Annotated in this window: 14 protein-coding genes; 12 read left to right on the top strand and 2 right to left on the bottom strand. The window is 71.1% G+C overall.

Going from position 1 to position 18,052, the window contains the following annotated elements:
- The first annotated feature begins 310 nt into the window (after nt 1-310).
- From DLJ49_RS01005 to DLJ49_RS00975, 7 genes are all read left to right on the top strand, one after another.
- The gene (locus DLJ49_RS01005) at nt 311-1,600 is read left to right on the top strand and encodes a CaiB/BaiF CoA transferase family protein (protein ID WP_115391644.1); all 1,290 of its coding nucleotides are present in this window, start codon (nt 311-313) and stop codon (nt 1,598-1,600) included.
- Nucleotides 1,590-3,131: an acyl-CoA carboxylase subunit beta gene (locus DLJ49_RS01000; protein WP_115391643.1), complete on the top strand. Its 1,542-nt coding sequence runs from the start codon at nt 1,590-1,592 to the stop codon at nt 3,129-3,131. The genes DLJ49_RS01005 and DLJ49_RS01000 overlap by 11 nt, the downstream gene beginning before the upstream one ends.
- Nucleotides 3,132-3,166: 35 nt before the next feature.
- On the top strand, nt 3,167-3,388 hold the full coding sequence (locus tag DLJ49_RS00995) for a biotin/lipoyl-binding carrier protein (RefSeq protein ID WP_115391642.1): 222 nt from the start codon (nt 3,167-3,169) through the stop codon (nt 3,386-3,388).
- Nucleotides 3,385-5,016, top strand: a complete 1,632-nt coding sequence (locus DLJ49_RS00990) for an acyl-CoA carboxylase subunit beta (RefSeq protein ID WP_115391641.1) — start codon at nt 3,385-3,387, stop codon at nt 5,014-5,016. The genes DLJ49_RS00995 and DLJ49_RS00990 overlap by 4 nt, the downstream gene beginning before the upstream one ends.
- A 70-nt stretch (nt 5,017-5,086) precedes the next feature.
- Nucleotides 5,087-6,466: a hypothetical protein gene (locus DLJ49_RS00985; protein ID WP_115391640.1), complete on the top strand. Its 1,380-nt coding sequence runs from the start codon at nt 5,087-5,089 to the stop codon at nt 6,464-6,466.
- A gap of 147 nt (nt 6,467-6,613) precedes the next feature.
- Nucleotides 6,614-7,582, top strand: coding sequence for a TAXI family TRAP transporter solute-binding subunit (locus DLJ49_RS00980; RefSeq protein WP_158547367.1), 969 nt, complete (start codon nt 6,614-6,616; stop codon nt 7,580-7,582).
- Nucleotides 7,583-7,657: 75 nt separating this feature from the next.
- Nucleotides 7,658-9,523 carry a TRAP transporter permease gene (locus tag DLJ49_RS00975; protein WP_115391638.1) on the top strand — a complete coding sequence of 622 codons (1,866 nt, stop codon included), beginning with the start codon at nt 7,658-7,660 and terminating at the stop codon, nt 9,521-9,523.
- 24 nt (nt 9,524-9,547) lie between these two features.
- On the opposite strand, the gene DLJ49_RS00970 is transcribed toward DLJ49_RS00975, so the two are convergent.
- The gene (locus tag DLJ49_RS00970; RefSeq protein WP_158547366.1) at nt 9,548-10,303 is read right to left on the bottom strand and encodes a GntR family transcriptional regulator; all 756 of its coding nucleotides are present in this window, start codon (nt 10,301-10,303) and stop codon (nt 9,548-9,550) included.
- Nucleotides 10,304-10,551: 248 nt separating this feature from the next.
- On the opposite strand from DLJ49_RS00970, the gene DLJ49_RS00965 reads away from it, so the two are divergent.
- Genes DLJ49_RS00965 through DLJ49_RS00955 form a run of 3 tightly spaced genes read left to right on the top strand, consistent with a single transcriptional unit; the run spans nt 10,552 to nt 14,273 of the window.
- Nucleotides 10,552-12,234, top strand: a complete 1,683-nt coding sequence (locus DLJ49_RS00965; RefSeq protein WP_115391636.1) for a thiamine pyrophosphate-binding protein — start codon at nt 10,552-10,554, stop codon at nt 12,232-12,234.
- Nucleotides 12,235-12,237: 3 nt separating this feature from the next.
- Nucleotides 12,238-13,872 carry a GMC family oxidoreductase gene (locus DLJ49_RS00960; protein WP_115391635.1) on the top strand — a complete coding sequence of 545 codons (1,635 nt, stop codon included), beginning with the start codon at nt 12,238-12,240 and terminating at the stop codon, nt 13,870-13,872.
- Entirely contained in the window at nt 13,869-14,273 is a 405-nt protein-coding gene (locus DLJ49_RS00955) for a carboxymuconolactone decarboxylase family protein (RefSeq protein WP_115391634.1), read from the top strand. Before DLJ49_RS00960 ends, DLJ49_RS00955 begins: the two co-directional genes overlap by 4 nt.
- Before the next feature lie 186 nt (nt 14,274-14,459).
- Here DLJ49_RS00955 and DLJ49_RS00950 read toward each other — a convergent pair whose 3' ends face one another.
- Nucleotides 14,460-14,918, bottom strand: coding sequence for a tryptophan-rich sensory protein TspO (locus DLJ49_RS00950; protein WP_115391781.1), 459 nt, complete (start codon nt 14,916-14,918; stop codon nt 14,460-14,462).
- A 465-nt stretch (nt 14,919-15,383) separates the two neighbouring features.
- Here DLJ49_RS00950 and DLJ49_RS00945 point away from each other — a divergent pair, with 465 nt between their 5' ends.
- Together DLJ49_RS00945 and DLJ49_RS00940 are read left to right on the top strand one after the other, a co-directional pair.
- The gene (locus DLJ49_RS00945; protein ID WP_115391633.1) at nt 15,384-16,199 is read left to right on the top strand and encodes a formate/nitrite transporter family protein; all 816 of its coding nucleotides are present in this window, start codon (nt 15,384-15,386) and stop codon (nt 16,197-16,199) included.
- Between the two features lie 473 nt (nt 16,200-16,672).
- Nucleotides 16,673-17,932, top strand: coding sequence for an MgtC/SapB family protein (locus DLJ49_RS00940; RefSeq protein ID WP_158547365.1), 1,260 nt, complete (start codon nt 16,673-16,675; stop codon nt 17,930-17,932).
- Nucleotides 17,933-18,052: the final 120 nt, after the last annotated feature.

Here is an 18,052-nt window from a genome sequence, read left to right as displayed (position 1 = left end):
GCCCCGTGCGGCCCATGCCCCGCAGCCCCGACAGCTGCAGGAGCGCCGGGCAAAGCGCATGCGCCACCAAGGGAGGCGTGACTAGCCCCTCGATCGCCCCCTCGACCGGCCCCCTCGACCGGATCGTCGCCGGGCATCGCTCGGGCCGACGACGACTCCCTTTAGCAGCGGCGGCGCCGCTCGCCCGACACCCGGCCCGGGCGAACCCGCCCCTTGGGACAATATTCCAAATCATAATGTTGACAATCGTGCCAACCTTTCACTACTTGGATAGCGCAGATCACGCGCTCGGGGAGGCTCTGTCAGATCCATGTCGCTTCATGTCGAGACTGCAGGCGCTGACGGGCACGGGGCGCACGGGCCGCTGGCCGGATGCCGGGTCGTCGAACTGGGATCCACCGTGGCGGGGCCGTTCTGCGCCCGTCTGCTTGCCGATTTCGGCGCCGACGTCGTCAAGGTCGAGCAGATCGAGGGCGATGCCGTGCGCAGCATGGGCAAGCGCAAGGAGGATCGGTCGCTCTACGCCGCCTCGATCCTGCGCAACAAGCGCATCCTCGCGGCCGACATGCGTTCCGACGAGGGGCGCGCCCTCGCCCGCCGGCTGTGCGAGCGCGCCGACATCGTGGTGGAGAACTTCCGCCCCGGCACGCTGGAACGGTGGGGGCTTGGTTACGACGCGCTCTCAGAGGTCAATCCCGGTCTCGTGCTCGTGCGGATCAGCGGCTTCGGGCAGGACGGGCCGAAAAGCCAGAGCCCCGGCTACGGCGTGGTCTGCGAGGCGTTCAGCGGCCTGCGCGAGATCACCGGCGACCCGGACAGACCGCCCGCGCGCGTGGCCGTCTCGATGACCGACTACATCACCGGCCTTTACGCCGCCTATGCCGCGGCGCTGGCCCTGCACGACCGGGCGCGCACCGGCAAGGGCCAGGTGGTCGACGCCGCCCTCTACGAATCCGCGTTCAGCTTCATGGAGCCGCATGTGCCGGCCTACCAGCAGCTCGGCCACGTCGCCACGCGGGCGGGCTCGCGCCTGCCCGACCATACGCCCAACACCCTCTACCGGGCGCGCGACGGCTTCATCCACATCACTGCCGGGGCACAGAGCGTCTTCGCCCGGCTGGCCGGCGTGATGGGGCGGCCGGAGCTTGTCGACGACCCGCGCTTCGCCACCGCCGTGGCGCGGTCCGCCCACGAGGACGAGATCGACGCCGAGATCGAGGGCTGGACGCGCAAGCTGCCGCTGGCCCAGATCGAGCGGCTGCTCGAGGAGGCCGCGGTGCCGGCCTCGCGCATCTACACGATGGCCGACATCTTCACCGATCCGCACTATGCCGCGCGGGGCATGATCGCGCAGGCGGACGACCCGGTGCTCGGCCCCGTCGCCATGCCCGCGGTGGTGCCGCGCCTGTCGCGCACGCCCGGGGCGGTGCGCTGGGCCGGTCACGACATCGGGCAGGACAGCGCGGCGGTGCTGCGCGACGAACTCGGCCTCGACGCGGCCGAGATCGCGCGGCTGGCCGAGGCGGGCGTGGTGGCGCTGGGCACGGCGCCGGAGCCAGTTGGCGACACCGACGCGAAAGGTGCAGCGCATGGCAGCTGAGGACGACACGGCCGAACTGCGCGCCCGCGAGGCGCGCGCCCGCGCGATGGGCGGCGCGGCAAAGCTGGCGCGGCGGCGCGAGGCGGGCCTTCTGAACGCCGAGGAAAGGGTCGAGCGGCTGGTCGACCCCGGCAGCTTCGTCGAGAGCGGGCTTCTCGCCGTCTCCTCCGCGCCGGGCGCCGACCCCGAGACCACCCCGCGCGACGGCAAGCTGAGCGGGTTCGGCCGGGTGGCGGGGCGGCCGGTGGCGGTCGTTTCCAACGATTTCACGGTCAAGGGCGCGTCGAGCAGCCAGACCAACATGAAGAAGATCGGACACGTCAAGCGCGTGGCGACCGAGCGGGGCTTTCCCATCGTCTTCTTCGGCGAAAGCTCCGGCGCGCGGATGCCCGACAACATGGGCGCCCGCGGCATGGGCACCCAGCTGGGCAACGACCCGCAGCAATACGTGCGCGAGCGCGAAAGCCCTTGGGCCTCGGCCGTTCTGGGGCAATGCTACGGCTCGTCGGCATGGTATACCTGCCTGTCCGACTTCGCCGTGATGCGGAAGGGCGCGACGATGGCGGTGGCGAGCCCGCTGCTCGCCTCGGCGGCCATCGGGCAGACGGTGGAGCCCGAGGAGCTGGGCGGCTGGAAGCTGCACTCGGAGGTGACGGGCCTGATCGACCGGGTGGCAGAGACCGACGCGGAGGCGATCGACCTGATCCGGCGCTTCCTGTCCTACCTGCCCTCGCACCGCAACGAGGCCCCGCCGCGCGCCGAGCCGCCGGGCGAGATCGGGGAAGAGGCGGCCGCGGCGATCCGCAAGACGCTGCCCGAGAGCCGCCGGCAGGTCTACGACATGCGCAAGATGGTCCAGGCCATCGTCGACCCCGGCAGCTTCTTCGAGATGAAGCCCGCCTTCGGACGCCCCGCCGTCACCGGCCTCGCCCGGATGGACGGGCAGACCGTGGGGATCGTGGCCAACAACCCGCGCCACAAGGCGGGCGCGATGGACGTGCCGGCCTGCGAGAAGTGCACGCGGTTCATCGTGATGTGCGACTCGTTCAACATCCCGCTGCTGCTCTTCGTCGACACGCCCGGCTTCGTGATCGGCGTCGAGGGCGAGCGGATGAAGGCCCCGGGCAAGATCATGAACTTCATGACCGCGCTGCAGATGTGCACTGTTCCGAAGCTGTCGGTGATCATGCGCAAGAGCTACGGGCAGGCGTATCTCAACATGGGCGGCGGGCGGAACTCGGACGAGGTGATGGCCTGGCCCGGCGCCGAGATCAGCTTCATGGATCCGGCCTATGCGGTCGAGGTCGTCACGTGGGGCCGCGACGTCGACGAGGCCGAGCGCGATCGGCTGCGCGCCGACATGGCGCGCGACAACACCGTCTGGGGGCTTGCCGAGATCTTCGCCGCACAGGCGGTGATCGCGCCCGAAGACACGCGCGCCCACCTGATCCGCATGCTCGAGGTGCACCAGGCGGGTCTGACGGGCGGCATCGGCCGGCACCGGATGGCGGGCTGGCCGACGACGTATTGAGCCTGGCGCCGCCGGGGCGAAAGAGGAGAGCGAAAGTGGCGGATCACGAGGTCGCGGCGGACGTGACGGGCACGGTGTGGAAGATCGTCAAGCAGGCGGGCGAGGCGGTTGCCGAGGGCGAGGCGATCATGATCCTCGAGTCGATGAAGATGGAGATCCCGATCGAGGCGCCCGCGGCCGGCAGCCTGTCCGAGCTCCGCGTGGCGGAGGGCGACCCGGTCGCGGAGGGCGATGTCGTCTGCGTGGTGTCGGCATGAGCCGGGACGGAAACCGCACCGCACAGACCGGGGCCGAGACCGAGACCGGGGCCGAGACCGGGCACGACTGGGACGACCCGCTGGAGGAGCTCGCCTTCCGCCGCGAGCAGGCGCTGCGCCAGGGGGGCGAGGCCGCCATCGAGCGCCAGCACGCGGCAGGCCGGCTGACGATCCGCGAGCGCATCGCCGCGTTGACCGATGCGGGCAGCTTCCGCGAGGTGGGCAGCCTCGCGGGCGCGGGCAGCTACGACTCCGAGAACAGGCTGGTGTCGGTCACGCCGGCTCCCTACGTCGCCGGCCTCGCCCGGATCGACGGGCGGCCGGTGGCGCTCGGCGGCGAGGATTTCACCGTGCGCGGTGGCACGACTTTCGGCAGCCAGCGGCGCAAGGGCGGACAGGGCGGCTTCGTCGAGGATCTCGCGTGGCACTACCGCATCCCTCTGGTCAACCTGATCGACGGCGCAGGCGGCAGCGTCACGTCGATCAGGAAGCGCGGCCACAGCGTGTTTCCCGGCGTGCACGGCTTCGAGCGCTCCGTGTCGCTGCTCGGCGCGGTGCCGGTCGCCTCGGCGGTCCTGGGCACCGCGGCAGGCGGGCCCGCGGGCCGGGCGATCCTGTCGCATTTCTCGGTCATGGTGCGCGGCCGCAGCCAGATCTTCGCCGCCGGCCCCCCGGTGGTGAAGCGATCCCTCGGCACCGAGATCGACAAGGAGGCGCTAGGCGGCGCGGCGGTGGCCGTCGACGCCGCCGGCACGATCCACAACGCCGCCGACACCGAGGAGGAGGCGTTCGCGCAGATTCGCCGCTTCCTCTCCTACCTGCCCTCCAACGTGTGGGAGGCGCCACCCGTCCTGCCGGCCGACGACCCCGCCGACCGCCGCGAGGAGGGGCTGGCGAGCGTCGTGCCGCAGAAGCGCACCCAGCCCTACGACATGCGCAAGCTGCTCAAGCTGGTGATCGACCGCGAGTCCGGCTTCGAGATCTGCCCGACCAACGGAAAGCCGCTGATCACCATGCTCGCCCGGCTCGGCGGCCGGCCCGTCGGGATCGTGGCGAACAACCCGATGGTCTATGGCGGCGCGATGGATGCCGCGGCCGCGCGCAAGCAGGTCCATTTTATGGAGCTGTGCGACACCTTCCACCTGCCCATCGTCTTCTTCGTCGACGTGCCCGGCTTCATGGTGGGCGAGAAGGCCGAGCGCGAGGGCACCCTGCGCGAGGGGATGCGCGCGGTCTTCGCCGCCGGACGGCTCAAGGTGCCGACGCTGACGCTGGTGATCCGCAAGTGCTACGGCATGGCCGGCATGGCCACCTGCAACAAGAACGACATCGACCTCAAGCTCGCCTGGCCCTCGGCCGAGTGGGGCTCGCTGCCGGTGCAGGGGGGCGTCGCCGCGGCCTTCGCCCGCGACATCCGCGCCGCGCCCGACCCCGCGGCGCGCGAGCGCGAGATCGAGGCCGAGTTCGCCGCCTATGCCTCGCCCTTCCGCAGCGCCGAGGCCTTCGCCGTGGAAGAGATCATCGACCCGCGCGAGACACGCCCCGTGCTGTGCGAGTTCGTCGAGCTTGCCGAGCGGCGCCAGCGGATCGAGCTCGGCCCGCGGCTGCGCGGCGGCGTGCAGCCCTGACCGCCGATGAGGCGGGCCGGCGCGCGCAGGGCGGCACCGGGCCGGATCCGGCCCCCGTGGAGGCACGGCGATGCCGCGTGACGCACGCCCGGTTCTGCCCGGCGCCGCGGCGGCGCCCCCGTCTCCGGGCGGGCAGATCTTCCGCGTCATGGGGCTCGTGCTCGCGATACTCTGGCCGATCGAGGTGGCGCGGCTGCTGTTCGATGTGCCGGGCCCGGTCACATGGGGCGCAAGCGGGCTGTTCCTGACCTTCCTCGCGCTCGCGTTGGCGACCGGCGACCTCGGCACGCGCGTGCTCACGCTGCTGCTGCTGGCGGGTATCGCCGCCCTCGTGCATGTCGATGCGGCGGGGCCCGAGGCGATCGGGGGCTTTCAGGACGCCATGATCTTCGCGGCCTTCCTGCCCTCGGTCTTCCTGCTGCGCAACGCCGTGGCGGGCGACCGGCGCCTCGTCGACTACCGCGACCGGGTCGCCGCGGCCGATCCGGAGCGGAAGAAGGGCCTCGTGCTGATCGGCGGGCACCTGATCGGGAGCACCCTGACGGTCGGCGCCTTCGCCGTCCTGTCGCCCGTCGTCCCGGCCGATGCGGGCGAGCGCGAGCGGCGCGACCTCGCGCTCGCGGCGATCTTCGGGGTGTGCCTGTCGGTCATCTGGTCGCCCGTCTTCGTGGCGATGGCCGTGGTTTCGGAGTTCATGCCGCAGATCGCCTTGTGGAAATTCGTGCTGGTAGGCCTCGCCCTCGCCGCTCTCGGCCTCGGCGTGGCCTTCGCCCGCATCAGGGTGCCGAACCGTCTGGCGCTCGCTGCCGATGGCGTGCGCGGGCTCAGCGGCATCCTCCCCTGGGTCGTGGCGACCGCCGTCTTCATCGTCGGCCTGCGGTCGGCCACGGGGCTGTCGACGCTCGAAGCCGCGGCGCTGACGCTGCCGCCGCTTGCCGCCGCCCTGCTGACGATGCAGCCGGGCGGCGGCGTGCGCCAGGCCCTCACGGCGACAGGGCGCTCGCTCGGACGCCTTGGGGCCGAGATCTCCATCGTCGCCTGGGCCTTCACCCTCGGTGCGGTGATGCGGGCGAGCCCGACGGTCGAGGGGACGGTGCGCGGCGTGCTGACACCCGACATCCCCGCGCCCCTGCTGGTGGCCGGGATCGTCGGGGGGATGATGGCCGTCGTGGTGATGGGCGGGCATCCCATCGTGATCGCCTCGATCCTGCTCGCCGTCTTCGCCAGCGTCGACACGCAGGTGCACGACCTCGTCGTCGGCGCCGCAGTGCTGCTCGGCTGGGGGTGCAGCGCGATGATCGCGCCGGCGGGCCTGATCATGATCGTCTCGACGGGCATGTTCGGCGTGCGCCGGGCATCGGTCATCTTCAGCGACAGCGCCGTGCTGCTGGTCGGATTCGCCAGCGCCGGAATCGGCCTGCTCGTGGCCCTCAACGCCCTGATGGGCTGAGGCACTGGGCAGCCAACAGAAAGGTCGGCAAGATACGCGACTAAATTGTTGACATTTATGCCCCGTTCTTGCCAACCTGCCCACGCAGGAGAATGCAGCCGCCAGGGTCGCCCTGTTCCGCGACGAGACACCGAGAGGGAGGAAAAGATGAGAACGATTGGCAAAGCGGCGGCCTCGGCCGCCTTCGCGGTGGCGATCGGCTCCGCGGCCCATGCACAGGACAACGTCACCATCGGCGCGGCCTCGGTCGGCGGCACCTACTATGTCTGGGCCGGCGGCCTCGCGAACGTGCTGAGCCAGGCGGGCATGGACGCCAATGTCGAGGTGACGGGCGGCCCGCTGCACAACATCCAGCTGGTCGATGCGGGCGAGATGCAGCTCGGCCTGTCGACCGCGGCCCCCGCCTACGAGGGCTTCAACGGCATCGAATGGGCCGACGGCGAGGAATACGACAATATCCGCGCCGTGCTGCCGATGTATCCCAGCTTCTTCACGTGGTGGTCGCTCGAGACCTCGGGCATCGAGAGCTTCCAGGATCTCGACGGCAATGTCGTCGCCATGGGCCCGACCGGCGGCACGCCCGACACCTACGGCCGCGTCGTATACGAGCAGACGGGCGTCACGCCCTCGCGCATGGTCAATGCGGGCTTCTCCGACATCGTCAACCTGCTGCGCGACGGGCAGATCGACGCCGCCTTCACCACGGCGGGCCTGCCGCACCCAGCGGTCGCCGAGAACGAATCCACCGACCCGATCAACCTGATCACCCTGCCGCCCGAGATCAGCCGCGCCTTCATCGAGGAATACCCCTATTTCGGCACCGGCATCGTGCCGGCCGGCACCTACGAGGCGGTGACCGAGGACCAGGAGACGCTGACGGTCTGGAACTTCCTCATCACGAACGCCGACATGCCCGACGATACGGTCTACGAGATCGTCAAGGCAGTGTTCGAGAACCAGGACGCGATGATCGAGGCGCACCCGGCCTCGCGCTACGTGCAGCTCGAGAACGTCGGCGAGATCACGATCCCGCTGCATCCCGGCGCGCTGCGCTACTACGAGGAGCAGGGCGTCGAGATTCCCGACCGGCTGCGCGGCGACGGCAGCGGCTCCTGAAGCTGATCGGCGCCGGGGTCGACAACGGCCCCGGCGCGCCCATCCCCACCGCAGCCCGACCGCCCGAGGGGCCTGATGCTGAATAACCTGTCCGGCGGCGCGCGCCCGGTCCAGGCGGCGATCGTCGCCCTGGCCGTGGCGATCGCGCTCTTCCATTTCTATGCCCTCGCAATCCGGCCGCTCGACCCGATGATCTTCCGGGCGTGGCACCTGGCGGGGCTCGTAGCCTTCGCGGGCGTCTGCGGGCTGACCTCCGACAACCGGATCACGCGCATCACGGGCCTCGCCTTCGCCGTCGCGGCCGTCTGGAGCGCGATCTACGTCACCGTGGACCTGCGCGGCATCACGATGCGCGCGGGCGTCCGCCCCTCGGAATGGGACATCATCCTGGGCACCGCGCTGCTTGTCACGGTGCTCGAGGTCACGCGCCGGACGGCGGGCACGGCGATCTTCGTCCTGGCGCTCGTGGCGATCCTCTACGCCCTCTTCGGCGACGTTCTGCCTGATGTGGTCAGCCACCGTGGCTACAGCTTCGAGCGGCTGGTGACGTATCTCTTCACCACCAACGGCATCTTCAACATCCCGCTCGGCTCGGCCGCGACCTATATCTACCTGTTCGTCCTGTTCGGCAGCCTGATGATGGCGTCGGGCGCGGGCGACTACCTGATCAAGGTCGCCATGGCGCTGTCGGGCAAGGCGCGCGGCGGGCCGGCCAAGGTGTCGATCGTCGCGAGCGGCTTCTTCGGCATGATCAACGGCACCTCGGCGGGCAACGTGGTGGCCACCGGCTCGATGACCATCCCGCTGATGAAACGCGCGGGATACAGCCCGCGCGTCTCGTCGAGCGTCGAGGCGGCCTCGTCGAGCGGCGGGCAGATCCTGCCGCCGGTGATGGGGGCGGCCGCCTTCCTGATGGTCGACATGACGGGAATCGCCTATTCCTCGATCATCGTCGCCGCGACCATCCCGGCGCTGCTCTACTTCCTCGCCGTCTTCGCCATGGCGCATTTCGAGGCGGTCAACCGCGGCATCGGAGGGGTCGACGCCGAGGACTACAACGTCGACCGGAAGACCCTTCTGACCGGGCTCTACTTCCTTGCGCCGCCCGCCGTGCTGATCGTCTCGCTGCTCTGGGTCGGCACGTCGATCATCCTGGCCGGGATCTTCGCCATCGCGACCACCTTTCTGGTCAGCTGGGTGAGCAAGTCCACGCGCATCGGCCCGGCGCGGGCGGCCGAGGCCAGTGTCGACGCGGGGCGCAGCATCCTTGCCATCTCGGCCACCTGCGCCACGGCGGGCATCATCATGGGTGTGCTGAACCTGACCGGCATGGGCCTGAAGATCGCCTCGGTCATCGTGACGCTGACCGAGGGCAACCTGTTGCTGACGCTCGTCATGGCGATGCTCGTGACCATCGTGCTCGGCATGGGGCTGCCCACGGTGGCGGCCTACGCGATCACCGGCACCGTCGTGGCCCCGGCGATCACCCGGCTGGGGGTGGAACCGATCGCGGCGCACCTCTTCGTTCTCTACTTCGCGGCAATGTCGGCGATCACGCCGCCCGTGGCACTGGCCAGCTACGCAGCCGCCGCGCTGGGGCGCGCCTCGGTCTGGGGCGTGTCGCTGACGGCCTTCAAGCTGGGCATGGCGGGCTTTCTCGTGCCCTACCTCTTCATCTACCGCCACCAGATCCTGATGGACGGCACGCCCGCCGGGATCCTGTTCGAGGCCGGCATCGCGATCGTTGCGATCGTCTCGCTCGCGGCGGCGCTTCAGCTCGAGGCGCGGTCGTGGGCCGCGCGGGGCGTGTGGCTCGTGGGCGGGCTCGCGCTGCTGATGCCCGATGTCACGATCACCCTTGCCGCGCTCGGCGCCGTGGCCCTGGCGACGCTCTGGGAGGTGCGGTGCCGGCGCCGGGCAGACGGCGGCCAGACCGCCTGAGCTGCCATGGACGCGCCGGCGCCCCTACATCACGAAGCTGCGGTAGCGCTCCAGCCAGTCGCGCGCCGAGCGGATGATGCGCTTCTTGGCCGCTTCGGCCGCCGCGGCGTCGCCGGCGCGCATGTGGCGCAACATCTCGACATGCATCTCGCGCCCCGCGGCCGCGCGCCCGGGCAGGAGCATGACGCGGAGCTTGATCAGGTGGGTCTTCTCGAGCAGCAGGTCGAGGAAATGCGTGGCGTGGCTGTTGCCGGCCCAGCGCACCGTCTCGCGGCGCAGATCCTCGAGCGTGTCGATATAGGGCTCGACCTCTCCTTTCGCGATGGCCTCTGCCATCCCGTCGCCGAAACGCTCGAGAAAGGGATCCCACGTCTGCGGCGGCGCGTTCTGCGTGGCCAGCCGGACGCACAGCCCCTCGAGGGCCTCGCGCACGTCGAAGATCTCGTAGATTTCCTCGATCTCCAGCCGAGCGACCACCGCGCCCCGGTTGGGCACGCGGTTGACGAGGCCGCGCTGTTCGAGCGCACCGAGGATCTCGCGGACCGCCGCCCGCGACACCTCGAATTCCTCGGCCAGCTCCACCTCCTGCAGGCGGGTGCCGGGCGGCAGCTCGTGATTGGCGATGCGCCCGCGCAGGATGTGCAGGATCTCTTCGGCACGTTCCTTCCTGTTGCGCTCGGGGCGCACGGAGACGTCCGGCGCACCGGCACTTCCGTCGCCCGCACTCTGCCCCCCACGGTCTGCCATCGCCGCCGCGCCCTGCACGTTCTTCTTCGCCATCGTCCGCCCGGTCCGTTCCCGCTCCGCATTCGCGATGTGCCGCGCCGGAGGGCGCCTGCCCGGTCGTTCCCGCCATCGGACGGGCGCCGTCATCGCACGGTCGGAAACATATACCAATCGCTTGCCGACATTGCTAGCGGTCAGAATGTCTTCAATATTGTTGACATTACTGTTGGGCAGCGCATAACATCGGGGAAACACGCCGGTGGCATGCCCAGCGCCGCCCAGGCCGGGAACAGGAGACACACATGCCGAAGATGAGCGGAGGCAGGGCCGCGGTGGAGGCGCTGCGGGCAAACGGGGTCGACACCGTTTTCGGGCTGATCGGCTCGGCCACAATGGAGCTGTTCGACGCTCTCTACGACGCGCCCGACATCCGCTTCGTCGGCGTCCGCGACGAGCGGACGGGCACCCACATGGCCGACGGCTACGCGCGCGCCAGCGGCAAGGCGGGCGTGATCATCGCCGGGCAGAACGGGCCGGGCGTGACCAACCTCGTCACCGGCATCGCGCAGGCGCGGGCGGCATACTCGCCGGTCGTGGCGCTGGCGGGCGCGCTCGCCTCGGGCCATGTCCACCGCGACGCCTTCCAGGAGGTGGACCAGATGGCCCTGTTCCACCCGATCACCAAGAAGACCTACCACGCCAACGCCGCCGCACGGGTGCCCGAGCTGGTCAACGAAGCGTTCCGCACGGCCCTGTCGCCACGCCGCGGGCCTGTTCTGGTCAACCTCCCGCGCGACGTGCTGGCGGGCGAGGCCGAGTTCGACGCGATCCGCCCCAGCGGGATAGAGCGGCTGGGCGCGGCGCTGCGCGGCGACGCCGGCCACATCGCCGAGGCCGCCCGGCTGCTGCAGGGCGCAGAGCGGCCGCTCATCGTGGGCGGCGGCGGCCTCAAGTCGGAGCGCGGGCAGAAGGCGGTGCTCGGGCTGGCCGAGGCGCTCGGCGTGCCGGTCGCCATGGCGCCCGGTCACGGCGACGCGCTGCCCTTCGACCACCGGCTGAACGCCGGGCAGGTCGGGCCGCGCGGCAACGACGTCGCCTCGCGGCTGGCGCGCGAGGCCGACGTGATCCTCGCGCTGGGCACGCGGCTGGGCTTCAACTCCACCTTCTACAGCTACGACAACGTCAACCCCGACGCGAAGATCGTGCAGGTCGAGATCGAACCGACGGCGCTCGGCCGCTTCTTCCCCGCCGAGGTGGCGATCTGGGGCGACGCGGCGGCGGTCGCCGACGAGTTGCGCGCCGCATGCGGCCCCTGCGATGGCGGCAGGGCGTGGCTCGAGCGGTTCCTGTCCGACCGCGCCGCCTATCTCGAGGCGCGCGAGCAGACGGCCGACCCCCACCGCACCCCGATCGGACCCGAGACGATGTTCAAGGCGCTGCGCGACGTCGCCCCGGCCGACGCGATCTACACGATGGACGCCGGCACGCTTTGCCTGCAGGCCACCGAAAAGCTGAACTACCGCACGGTGCCGGCCCTGTTCACGCCCCTTGATTTCGGGCTGGTGGGCTTCTCCTTCGGCTGCGGACTTGGCGTCAAGCTCGCCTGCCCCGACCGGCCCGTCATCAGCCTGCACGGCGACGGCGGCTTCGCCATGGGCGCGGCGGAACTCGCCACGGCGGTCGAACAGGGGATCAACACGGTGACCGTCGTGATGAACAACCAGTGCTGGGGCGCCGAGAAGGCCTATCAGCGCGACTTCTTCGGCCAGCGCTACATCGGGGCCGACCTGCGCAACCCGCCCTTCGACGAGCTCGCCCGCCTTTACGGTGCCCATGGCATCCGCGTCGAGGCGCCGGGCGACCTGCCCGACGCGCTGCGCGAGGCGCTGGGCTGCGGCAAGCCCGCGGTCGTCGACGTGATGATGGACCCCGACGCGCTCTACTCGTTCCGGCGCGACTCCTTCGCCCACCGCGCGAAAGCCTGAGCCATGGCAGACGTCTACGATTACGTCGTCGTGGGCGCGGGATCGGCGGGGGCGGCCGTCGCCGCGCGCCTGTCCGAGGATGGAACGCGGCGGATCGCGCTGGTCGAGGCGGGGGAGGAAGACGCCAACATCTGGCTGCACATCCCCCTCGGCGTGGGCCGGGTGCTGACGAACCCCGACTGGGTCTGGCCCTATCGCAGCGCCCCCCAGGAGCATCTGGCCGGGCAGGAGATCTATTCGCCCCGCGGCCGCGTGCTCGGCGGGTCGTCGGCGGTCAACGGCATGGCCTATATCTGGGGCGAGGCTGCCATCTTCGACCGCTGGGCCGACGAGGGACTGGCCGGCTGGGCGTGGGACGACGTGGCGCCCTGGTTCGGCCGGATGGAGAGCGCGGCCTTCGCCACCCGTCCCGAGCGCGGCAGGAACGGGCCGGTCCGCATCACCGATCTCGGCCGGCGCGACCCCGATCCGCTATCCGACGCCTTCATCGCAGCCTGCCGCAGCGTCGGCATCCCGCAGACCGACGATTACAACGCCGGCCCCTACGAGGGGGTCCGATACCTCGAACAGACGGCCTTTCGCGGGCGGCGCTGGTCGTCGGCCGTGGCCTACCTGCATCCGGCGCGCACCCGGTCCAACCTGCGGGTGCTGACGGGCGCGCGGGCGCGCCGCATCGTCTTCGACGGCAAGCGCGCCGTCGGGGTCGACTGCCTCACGCCAGGCGGTTTGCAGCGCCTGACGGCGCGGCGCGGGGTCGTCCTGTCGGCGGGCGCGATCATGTCACCGCACCTGCTGGAGCTGTCGGGCATCGGCGACGGCGCGCGGCTGCGCGCGCACGGGATCGAGACGGTGCACCACACCCCGGCCGTGGGCGAGCATCTGAGCGACCACCTGCAGGTGCGCCGCACCTACCGCGCCCGGCGGGGGCCCACGATCAACGACCTGATGCGCGACCCGCTGGTCAAGGCGGTGCAGGGGCTGCGCTACGCCCTGACGCGCAAGGGCCTGCTCGCGGGCACCTCGTCGACCGCCCACGCCATCGCACGCACCTCGGCCGGTCTCGCCCGGCCGGACGCCATGATCCGCCTTTACAAGATCAGCGGAAAGGACCGGTATGCCCGCGACGCCGAGGGCGGCATCGACCGCTTCGCGGGCTTCACCCTTGGCGGCTTCCAGCTTCACCCGCGCTCGCGCGGCTCGGTGCACCTGCAGAGCCCGGACCCGGAGGCGATGCCGCTCCTCCAGCCGAACTACTTCGCCGATCCCGAAGACGCCGCCTGCGCCCTGCGCGTGCTGCGCCTGCTCGACCGGGTGGCGCGCGATCCCGCCATGGCGGGCGTCATCGTGCGCGAGGAGCTGCCCGGCCCGGGGCATGACGACGACAACGCGCTGCTCGACTATGCCCGCCGCAGCGGCCAGACCGCATGGCACACCGTCGGCACCTGCCGGATGGGACCGCCCGAGACGGCGGTGGTCGATACCCGCTTGCGGGTGCACGGGGTCGAGGGGCTGCGCGTGATCGACGCCTCGGTCTTTCCCGACATCCCGTCGTCGAACACCAATGCCGCCGCGATCATGGCGGGCGAACGGGGCGCGGCCTTCATCGCCGAGGACGAACAGGAAAGGACCCACGCATGACCGAAGCCGCCGAGCCGTATCCTCAGACCCGCGCCCACCGCGAGGCCGGCGACTGGAACCCGCTGTGGGAGAAGTTCCGCGAGTTCGATCCCGATTTCCTCGAGGCCTACCTCGCCTTCCGGGCCGTGCCGCAGACGAAGGGCCCGCTCGAGCGCAAGCACAAGGAGCTGATCCTGATCGCCGTCAACGCGGCCACCACCCATCTCTACGGGCCGGGTGTCCGGCGGCATGTCCGCAACGCGCTCGAGGCCGGCGCCACGGCGGAAGAGATCCTGGAGACGATCCAGCTCACCTCGATCATCGGCATCCACGCCTGCAACCTCGCCCTGCCGATCCTCGAGGAGGAGATCCAGGCCCTGCGCGATGCGGATCGCGGCCCGTCCGACCCTGCCGCGAGCTGACCATTGGCGCCGGAGGCGGCGGGCTTCTTCGACGCGGCCTTCGTTCCGGCATGCGCGGCCCGCCTGTTGCCTGACATGACCCGCCCCGGTCCACCGGCCTTCGCGATGCCGATCAACCGGCCGGTCGTCGATCTTGCCCGAAGGGCGGCGCAAGCCGGCTGCCGCCCCGCCGCGACGTGCGATCGCTCACGGCCGCGCGGGGGCCGGGTTGCGAAGCATGACCGACAGGTTGAGCGCGAGGGCGAAGCTGCCCCACGCGAGGTAGGGCACCATCATGAGGGCCGCGAGCGCATCGTGCGCGGCAAAGGCCAGCGTGGTGGCCAGCACCGCCAGCCAGAGCAGGGCGATGACGACGGCACCGGCCCGGATCCGGTGCAGGCCGAAGAAGACAGGCGACCAGAGCGTGCTGATCGCGATCTGCAGCGCCCAGAGACCGAGGGCGACCTCGGTGCCCGGCTGCGACGCCACGCGCGCCGCGGCGAGCGACATCAGGACATAGAGCACCGCCCAGATCACCGGGAACAGCGCATCCGGCGGCGTCCAGGCGGGCTTGTCGAGCGCCCGGTACCAGGTGCCGGGCTTGAACAGGATGCCCGCGGCGGCCGGAACGGCGCAGATCGCGAGGTAGAGAGGGAACAGGGCCATCGGCGCCTCCGCGATCCGCATCGGTATGCCCTCAGGGGTATCGGCGTCGGCGGCGCGCGGCAATGCCTGCCGTGAGAGGTTCGGCCCGCGCCGCGGCGACCGACCCCGACTCGCCGCCTGCCCGGCGGCTGCCGGTCCGGGCGCCTCGAGGCCTCTCCCTCCCCGGCAGGCGCGCATCGCCTCCCGCAGGGCGCGCCGCACGGCGGGCCGAAAGCGCGACCGCCGGTCGGCGAGCCCCCTCGCCCGGAGCGGTGCCACGCGGCTGCAGGGCGGCGGACGGAACCGCCGGCGACGGCCCATCGAGAGCACCCGGCCGAAAAACGCGGCAGCGCCGCCCGTGAACGGGCCGGGGGCTCGTGCGTGGTCCGCTTGAAAAATCCGCGAAACGGGTTGGAGGACGTCGCTGTCCGGGCGAGGATCCAGCCGACCCCGCGGCGCGTTGGGCGGGCAGAAAGGGGCGGAACGATGTCAGACAAGGCCAACCTCGATCGGGAGGAAGAAGAAAAGGCGGAGGAATACGCCAAGGTCCCCTCGTCGGTCATCTTCGAGGCGATCCGGCGCGATGGCGAGCACGAACTGTCGCGGCCTGTCTCGGCGCTGTGGTGGTCGGGCGTGGCGGCGGGATTCGCGCTCAGCACCTCGGTGGTGAGCAAGGGAGTGCTGGCGTCGCTATTGCCCGAGGCCGAGTGGGCGCCGGCCATTTCCAACATCGGCTACACGATCGGCTTCCTGATCGTGATTCTCGGGCGGATGCAGCTGTTTACCGAGAACACGATCACGCCGATCCTGCCGCTGTTTCTTGCGCCGACGCGCACGAAATTCGCCCAGACCGCGCGGCTGTGGGGCACCGTGCTCGCGGCGAACCTCCTGGGGTGCGCGGCGGCGGCGCTCGTGCTCGCCTACGGCCACATCCTGCCCGAGGCGCGATTCGACGGAGTGCTCGCCGTGTCGCGCCACTATGCCGAGGCCACGCCGCTTCAGCACTTCGCCTGGGGCATTCCGGCGGGGTTCATCGTCGCCGCGCTCGTCTGGACGCTGCCGCGGATGGACGGTGCGGGCGAGGTGCTCATGATCCTCCTGCTGACCTATATGATCGGCGTGGGCGGGATGTCGCATGTCGTGGCCGGCGCGACCGAGCTGTTCCTGCTCGTGGCGCTCGGGGAACTCGGGCTGCGCGCGGCGCTCCTGGGCGGCGTGCTGCCAGCCTTCGCCGGCAACGTGCTGGGCGGAACCGGGATCTTCGCGGCCCTGACCTACGCGCAGGTTCGCAACGAGATCTGATCGGAGCGCCCGCAGCCCGGTCGGTCGGCCCCTTGCCGCCGTGGTCGTCGCTCGAGGCCCGGGAAAGCGTGTCTCTCGTGTCCAGGGCGCCGGCCCTCGGCTCGGCCCTTGCGGGCTGTCCGGCCGCACGCCCTGCCTCGGGGCCAGCTCCGCCCCGTCGATCTGCGGGCGGAGGGCGATCCCGGCGCCGGGCTGGACCTCGTCGTGCTTCGACTGCATCCTGACGGCGTCGGCCTCCCACTGGTCGAGCTTCTCCGCGGGGTTCTCGATGGACAGGTCCTTGTGCGACAATTCCGGCTTTCCGTCGTGCCCTGCACCCGCTGCACCGGGCTTTCCCGAACCCGCCGGCACGCATGGCACCCCGACCGCCGCGTTGCCCCGCCGCGGACATGCGTCGCCCGAGGCACGATCGGCGCGTCCCGCCGTTGACCGCGGTCGCGGCCCGTGCGCGGCGCCGCGTCCATAGGACGGGAATGGACGACACCGAGATCTTCCTCCGTCTCGGGCTGGCCCTGGCCATCGGCCTGCTGCTCGGGCTCGAACGCGGCTGGCACCGTCGGGACGAGGCCGAGGGACGGCGCATCTCCGGCATTCGGACATTTACCCTCGCGGGGCTGCTGGGCGGTCTCGCGGGCTGGCTCGCCGATCTCACCGCGCCGGTCGTGCTTGCCATCGCGCTCGCCGCCCTCGCCGCGCTGCTCGCCGTCAGCTATGCCGTGCGCCTGCGCATCGACGACGATCTGGGCCTGACGACCGAGGTCGCGCTGCTGCTGACCTTCGCCCTCGGGGCCGTATCGGTGCTGGGCGCGATGGCGCCGGCCGCCGCGGTCGCTGTCGTGGCGGCGCTGCTCCTGTCGATGAAGGCGCGGCTGCACCGATGGGTGGCGCACGTCCGCCAGCTCGAACTCGATGCGCTGCTCAAGCTCGCGCTGATCTCGGTGGTCGTCCTGCCGCTCCTGCCGAACGAGGGCTACGGCCCCGGCGAAGTGCTCAACCCGTACGAGCTGTGGTGGGCGGCCGTCGTGGTGGCCGGGCTGTCATTCTTCGGCTACGGCGCGATTAGACTGGGCGGCGCCAGCCTCGGCATACCGCTGACCGGCTTGTTCGGCGGCCTCGCCTCGTCGACCTCGACCACGCTGGCCCTCGCCCGCCTCGTCAAGGCCCGCCCCGCGATCGCGCCCCTCGCCGCGGCCGGCATCGTGGTCGCGGGGTCGGTAACGTTCCTGAGGATCCTCGTGCTCGTCGCGGTCTTCGAGCCCAGCCTCGTGCTGCCGCTCGCGTTGCCCATGGGCGTGATGGCCGCGACAGGGTGTGCCGGCGCCCTGCTCGTGTTCACCCGCTCGGACGGGGGGCCGGATGCGAGCGACGCGGTGGAGGGCATCGCCAACCCGCTGGAGCTGACCACCGCGCTTTCGTTCGGGGCCGTCCTCGCGGCCGTGCTTCTCGCCGTCCACTACCTCGACCTCTGGCTCGGCACGGGCGGCGTGTATGCGGGTGCGGCCCTGTCGGGCATCACGGATGTCGACGCCCTGACGATCTCGGTGTCGAAGCTGGTGGGCGAAGATCTGGCCGCGGCGAGCGGCGCCATCGCGATATTCATCGCCGTGTCCGTCAACACCGCGGTCAAGGGGGCCATCAGCGCCGTCGCGGGGTCGGCGCGGCTCGGCCTGACGGTGCTTCCGATCTACGCCGCGGTCATTGCCGTCGGCGCCGCCGCCGTGTGGCTTGGATGAGCGGGCTGCAGGCGCCGACGGAGACCGGGGGGCCGGCCCCCGCGAGCAGCGGCGAAGGGCGTGCAACCTCGCGGATGGCCAGGGCGGCCTCGCGCCACGCTGGCGGCCCGCTTGAGTGCC

This window comes from Rhodovulum sp. 12E13 (genome assembly GCF_003340565.1).
In the GTDB taxonomy this organism is placed as follows: domain Bacteria; phylum Pseudomonadota; class Alphaproteobacteria; order Rhodobacterales; family Rhodobacteraceae; genus HLUCCA09.
Note: the sequence above shows the minus strand (reverse complement) of the source record. Positions and strands in the feature narration are given on the sequence as shown.

What these genes read in the sequence shown, in the direction of transcription:
- DLJ49_RS01000 (WP_115391643.1), top strand. Translation starts at nt 1,590, where the DNA reads ATGGCAGCTGAGGACGACACGGCCGAACTGCGCGCCCGCGAGGCGCGC.
- DLJ49_RS00985 (WP_115391640.1), top strand. Translation starts at nt 5,087, where the DNA reads ATGCCGCGTGACGCACGCCCGGTTCTGCCCGGCGCCGCGGCGGCGCCC.
- DLJ49_RS00960 (WP_115391635.1), top strand. Translation starts at nt 12,238, where the DNA reads ATGGCAGACGTCTACGATTACGTCGTCGTGGGCGCGGGATCGGCGGGG.
- DLJ49_RS00940 (WP_158547365.1), top strand. Translation starts at nt 16,673, where the DNA reads ATGGACGACACCGAGATCTTCCTCCGTCTCGGGCTGGCCCTGGCCATC.
- DLJ49_RS00965 (WP_115391636.1), top strand. Translation starts at nt 10,552, where the DNA reads ATGCCGAAGATGAGCGGAGGCAGGGCCGCGGTGGAGGCGCTGCGGGCA.
- DLJ49_RS00975 (WP_115391638.1), top strand. Translation starts at nt 7,658, where the DNA reads ATGCTGAATAACCTGTCCGGCGGCGCGCGCCCGGTCCAGGCGGCGATC.
- DLJ49_RS00970 (WP_158547366.1), bottom strand. Translation starts at nt 10,303, where the DNA reads ATGGCGAAGAAGAACGTGCAGGGCGCGGCGGCGATGGCAGACCGTGGG.
- DLJ49_RS00990 (WP_115391641.1), top strand. Translation starts at nt 3,385, where the DNA reads ATGAGCCGGGACGGAAACCGCACCGCACAGACCGGGGCCGAGACCGAG.
- DLJ49_RS01005 (WP_115391644.1), top strand. Translation starts at nt 311, where the DNA reads ATGTCGCTTCATGTCGAGACTGCAGGCGCTGACGGGCACGGGGCGCAC.
- DLJ49_RS00950 (WP_115391781.1), bottom strand. Translation starts at nt 14,918, where the DNA reads ATGGCCCTGTTCCCTCTCTACCTCGCGATCTGCGCCGTTCCGGCCGCC.
- DLJ49_RS00955 (WP_115391634.1), top strand. Translation starts at nt 13,869, where the DNA reads ATGACCGAAGCCGCCGAGCCGTATCCTCAGACCCGCGCCCACCGCGAG.
- DLJ49_RS00980 (WP_158547367.1), top strand. Translation starts at nt 6,614, where the DNA reads ATGAGAACGATTGGCAAAGCGGCGGCCTCGGCCGCCTTCGCGGTGGCG.
- DLJ49_RS00945 (WP_115391633.1), top strand. Translation starts at nt 15,384, where the DNA reads ATGTCAGACAAGGCCAACCTCGATCGGGAGGAAGAAGAAAAGGCGGAG.